This is a genomic window from Enhygromyxa salina, assembly GCF_000737335.2.
GTDB classification, from domain to species: domain Bacteria; phylum Myxococcota_A; class Polyangia; order Nannocystales; family Nannocystaceae; genus Plesiocystis; species Plesiocystis salina_C.
Genome location: NZ_JMCC02000209.1, coordinates 1 through 5,028, shown reverse-complemented (window position 1 = coordinate 5,028; position 5,028 = coordinate 1). Strand labels below are relative to the sequence as shown.

Here is a 5,028-nt window from a genome sequence, read left to right as displayed (position 1 = left end):
CGCCTTCATCTCCCAGTGGTTGCGCGCGCGGCAGCGCGGCCACGAGGTTGACACTATGGCGAGCACTGTGGCGGTCGGGCTGGCGCTCCTCGCAATCGCCATCGGTAGCCAACCCCCCTGACGGGTAGGCGGTCGCGTGCGAGGCGGGATCAAACTACATGCCGACGACTAGGCATGCCCACAGGCGTTTCAGGGTAGACTCGGGTCCATGCACCGGACCGTCTTCACACTCCTCACGCTGGCTCTGATCGCCGTGCCGCTGACTGCGGACGCTGAGTATCGCTATCTCTGTACGTCGGTCCCAGGGGCGTGCCAATATAGCCCCGCCAATGTACCCAAGCTGCTCTCGGATGTCTGCTACAACCCGAGCAACAACGCTGTGAGGCTGAAGGACGCGGCCGGGTGTATGCCGGGCACCAAGGCGTTCACCGTGATCTATGGGGAGGTCGTGGACCCTCAGACCGGGGACGTTTCCGCCTTCGCGCCGCTCGAGGACGCTTGCCTCGCAGGTGTGTGTGCCGAGTACGTAGCGCACGAGGGCGGCGTAGCAGACACGATCTGCTGCGAGAACGGCGGGCCATGCTGGCCTGGCGGCACGTGCGGAGGCATCCTCTATTGGTGCTTCGACGGGGTCAGCAACCTTGACGGCACGGTGACCTGCTTCAACGCGGAGCAACTGTAGAGGCGTTGGCTACCGCCTTGGCCGCCGCTTTGATCCCTTCACGGGCTTGGTTCTCGAGGACCACGTCGCCGCTGTCACGAGCGAATCGGATCGCCAGACCCCACGCGCGGACCGCTTCGGGGTAGTACTCTTGGCGGCCAAGTTCGATCGCTACTTCGTGGCTGGCTACTGCGAGGGTGCGGCCCCGTCCCATGTCGTAACCCCGTCGTTGCGCGGATTCCAGGATTTGTAGGGCCCGGTCAGGTTCGCCATTTCGAGCACACGCGATGGCGAGCGGGCCTGCCCAACTTTCCCGCACAACGGCGCTAAAGTTGAACGCGACGTCGCGCGACGGCATCAACCGCATCTCCGCGGTGCTGAGGAACACGACGGATACAAGCGCGACGGCGCCCCCCATCACCAACAGTTCGGGCAAGGACCACCGCCTCGAATGCCTGCTCGCGGCCGGTGCTGAGATCCTCGTCGATTCGTGCGACCGGGCGGTTTCCAGAGGTGCCCGGCGACGACGCGGTCGAGTTCATCCCGCTGCCGCGCTGACTCGGCGCCCACGCACGCGGCCCCACACCCGCCGCGGCCACGCGACGAGCTCGCGCAGATCCTCGCTGTTGAAGAACGCCAGATACGAGCCAATCACCAGCGGCGAGAAGAACACCACATACACACCCAGCTGAATGCCAATGTGCATGGCCGCGCCAAACCCCAAGAACAGCCAGCGCAGATCCGGGATCCGCACCCCAGGTCGGCCCTCGCGGCGTCGCTGGCCCCACGCAGGCAAGCGGCGCCCCATCGCCTCGCGGACCCAGTGGTAGCTGACGAAGCCCCCAAACGAGACTTCCCAGACCAGCACGGCGAAGGTCATGGGACGCAGCAGCCACGGCTGGATCGCCGCAAAGAATGGCCCGGCGTCGAAGTGACGATTATAGGGGTTGTTCAGCGTGTAGTAGATCGCCGTCCCGTCGACATGCCACGTGTCGCCGGTCTTCGCCAACCCGGTGACCGTGTACATGATCCCAAGCTGCAATTGCAGGATCCGCCGACACCACACCGGAACCGTGCCGCCCCACCCAAACCAGCGGGCGTCCAGCGAGAACCCGCGGCCGGCCGGCATCAGCGCCAGCAGCACCCCAAACATCAACGCGAGCTGATCGGGGTAGGCATAGAGCAGCGGGTTGCGCCCGTACATGCTGATCCACACCAGCATGCCCACGATCGAGCTGACCCGGGTGAACAGCCCGACCGTCCACATGCCAAGGGCGACCACGCCAAGGCCCCACAGCGCGCGCACGGCCGTGGGATCCGTGATCGTGAAGAACAGCGACCAGCGGGCCGGAAACGCCAGCTTCGCGAAGCGGTCGTTGATCATCGACTCGTCCGAGAAGTACTCGCCGACCGCCCCCGCGTGCAGCAGCGCCGAGATCAACAACAGCCCGGCGAGGGCTGCCCGGACCACGCCGAGCGCGAGCGCGTCCTCCTGGCCCGAGAGCAGCGAGTCGATCGCCTGGACCACGCGCTTGGTGACTCGCTCAACCACGGTCCGCCTCCGTCTCGCCCCGACGCGCGCGGTCGAGCTCGATCATGTCTTGGATGATCTTCACCCGACAGCTGCCGTCTTGCGCCTTCTTGATCTTGGTTGGCCCGAGGAGGTCCTTGCCCTCGCGGACCTGCTCGGGCGCGCGGATCCTTCGATAGACCCGGGTCATCTCGAGCCGCTTGACGTCGTAGCCACGCCGGGCCTCTCGCAGGCACACGCCGCGCAAGTACCAGGTGCGGTTGCGGTTGACCTGGTCGATCCGCCGGGTCACCGCGTGCTGCCAAATGTCGAGGCGCGAGCGATTCCAGGCCCGCGCCGTGCCCCACCCGTGTTCGGCCATGAAGGTCTCGTCGAGCTCGCGCACGGTCCCGTCGGCGTCGTAGGCCTTGATCCGCATGTAGAAGTGGCCGCGGCCAGGATCGGGCGCGTACATGCTCCACGTCTGGCTGAGCGAGATCTGCTTCATCGCGGCCACGAGCTTGTCGTGACGGTCTTTCTGCGGGCCCTCGAGGTGCTCGCGGGGCACCGCGGCGAGCACCATCAGGTAGCCGAGCACCAGCGGCACCACCACGTTGACGACCCGCCGCAGGTGGACCAACCACGCTGGTGTCGTCGCGCCAAGCGATCCGGGCTCGTCCGGCGACACCACTGGCTGTGGACTGGACCCGCTCACGCGTGTCGAGACCTCGGTCGAGAACCCAGCTGTCCAAGCGCGAGCAGCACCAGCAGGCCCATGCCAAGGACCCCGCCTGTCCCGCCCTCGCCCGCGCTGACGCAAGCGCACGCGCTCTCGTCGTCCGCGAAGATCTCGGGATCGCGGCCCGATCCCGGCGAGCCTCCGTCGAGCTCATCCGTGGGCACGTTCGCGAACTGCAGCTCCCGCACGACCACCGTCGCCAGATCCAAATTGACGAACGACACATGCACCGCCTCGCCCACCTCGAGCCCGCGGATCAGCACCTGCCGGCGGGACTCCCCCAGCGTCGTCGGCGTGTAGATCTCGTCCCAGTCGCCGGTGACCTCCCAGGTCTCGTCGATGTCGCCGTTCTCTTCGTCGGCGTGGCCGAGCGCGCCCAGCTCATACTCGAAGTGGATCGACGCGTCCTCCGACACGCTGCTGCGCTTGACCAGGACCCGAACCTCGACGTCGGTTCGGACCGGTTGCCCGGCCGAGTTGCCCTCTTCGGACACCTCGAAGCTGATCAGCAGGTTGTCCGAGCCCTCCGGCACGGTCTGGCGGTACTGGACCGGACCCGGCCAGAACGGCGACACGAACTTGCCGTTGTTGCGCAGGTACAAGAAGCTGGGGTCATCCAGGCTCGCCGCGTCGTCGACCACGCGCTCGCAGTCGATCAGGTTGCGGGCCGCGAGCGCGCGCTCGAGCTGCTCGTAGTCGGCTGCGGTCCAGGCCCCGGCGTCGCGCTCGGCGGCGGCGATCATCAAGAGCGCCGCCGCAGCCTCCTCGATCGAAGCGTCACCGGGCAGCAGCGGCAAGCTGGCCATGACCACCGGATCGAGCTTGGCCCCGACCCGGCGCCGGGCGGCCCACAACGCGGCAGTGAACGGGGCGCTGTCGTTGTGCTCCTGCCCCGCCATGTCGCGGGGACACTGGGCGTCGTTGTCGGCGTCGCGGATCCACGCGCGGCCCAGCGTCGACCAATAAAATCCAGCGTAGTCGCCCAGCTCCGGCCGATCCGTGAGCATCAGCGTGTGGTAGTCGGCGATCCCTTCGTTGAGCGCCCGGGCGTCGCGCAGCACCCCGTCCGCGCGCTGCCGATGCTGGCGCAGCCCGGCCGGCGTCAGGTGCTGCACGATCCCGTGGCCAAGCTCGTGGTAGACGACGTCGCCGTCATACGCGAAGTCGATCTCCGAGCCCTGACCAAACAGCATGGTCGGCCCGCTCTCGAGCTCGCAGCTGCCGCTGTAGTACGCGTTGTTGAACGGCCCATAGGCCACGTCGGGGTAGCCGGGCGAGGGCGAGAGCCAGTGAAAATTGGCGACCATGTTCGACAGCTCGCAGGGGAAGCCCTCGACCCCGAGCGTGTCCATGAAGCCGAAGAAGCGCTCGGCGTGGTAGTACATCGAGAGCTCGGCGTAGAGATCCGTGGGATCGCGGTTGTCGCCTAGCAGCGTGATGTTGGGCAGCGGGACGAAGTAGTCCCCCGATGCGTCAGCGGTGATCTGCTGGGTCGGAAAGCACTCGTCCTCGTTGCGCCACGGGGCGTAGGGCCCGTCCTCTTCGTCGATGCAGTTGAACACCCGCACCCGGCTGCCGGTCAGGTAGGTGCCATCGAGCTCCATGCCCTCGGCCCACGGTTGCTGGTCCAGATCGATGTTGGTCAGCGTGACCGTTGACGGATCCGGGGTGTGTTGGGGGTTGATCGCGTAGACCTGCGCTTGGTTGTCGAGGTCGACCAGCTCGATCACATCGAGCACCCGCCCGGTCCCCGCGCTGACCCACACCTGCGATCGGCTGGGGGTGGGGAGCTGGCTCAGCGGCGTGATGAACTCCCAGGCCAAGATCGGCACGTCGAGCATCAGCACGTAGACCAGCTCGCCCTGAAGCTGATCCATGCCGCCCAGCCGCTCGATCTGATCTGGCCGCAGCAACGGCCCCAGCGCTCGGCGGGCCTCGTCCAGCTCGAAGCGGCGCTGCTCGGGTCGCAGCTGGGCGTCGACGCTGGGATAGCGCGAGGCGACGACCCGCGCCGAGCCGTCGCTGCTGGTCCACGCGGTCTCGTAGGCGCCGCGGACGGGGATCCCGTGGAGCTCGAGGTCGCGCCGCTCGGCGCCGGCTTGGCGCGCGCCCGAGCCA

5 protein-coding genes are annotated in these 5,028 nt (G+C 67.3%); 1 reads left to right on the top strand and 4 read right to left on the bottom strand.

What is annotated here, in order from left to right; translation table 11 throughout:
- The first annotated feature begins 208 nt into the window (after nt 1-208).
- Nucleotides 209-682: a hypothetical protein gene (locus DB30_RS39985; protein ID WP_052559310.1), complete on the top strand. Its 474-nt coding sequence runs from the start codon at nt 209-211 to the stop codon at nt 680-682.
- Here the strand turns inward: DB30_RS39985 and DB30_RS39980 are convergent.
- The 4 genes from DB30_RS39980 to DB30_RS39965 form a co-directional block, all read right to left on the bottom strand.
- Complete coding sequence (locus tag DB30_RS39980; protein WP_146662821.1) at nt 663-1,097, bottom strand: hypothetical protein; 435 nt, start codon at nt 1,095-1,097, stop codon at nt 663-665. The genes DB30_RS39985 and DB30_RS39980 overlap by 20 nt on opposite strands.
- Nucleotides 1,098-1,199: 102 nt before the next feature.
- Nucleotides 1,200-2,213: an HTTM domain-containing protein gene (locus DB30_RS39975; RefSeq protein WP_052559306.1), complete on the bottom strand. Its 1,014-nt coding sequence runs from the start codon at nt 2,211-2,213 to the stop codon at nt 1,200-1,202.
- The gene (locus tag DB30_RS39970; RefSeq protein ID WP_146662819.1) at nt 2,206-2,886 is read right to left on the bottom strand and encodes a hypothetical protein; all 681 of its coding nucleotides are present in this window, start codon (nt 2,884-2,886) and stop codon (nt 2,206-2,208) included. The genes DB30_RS39975 and DB30_RS39970 overlap by 8 nt, the downstream gene beginning before the upstream one ends.
- On the bottom strand, nt 2,883-5,028 hold a 2,146-nt coding region (locus DB30_RS39965; protein WP_052559301.1), incomplete at its 5' end, for a hypothetical protein. The genes DB30_RS39970 and DB30_RS39965, both read right to left, overlap by 4 nt.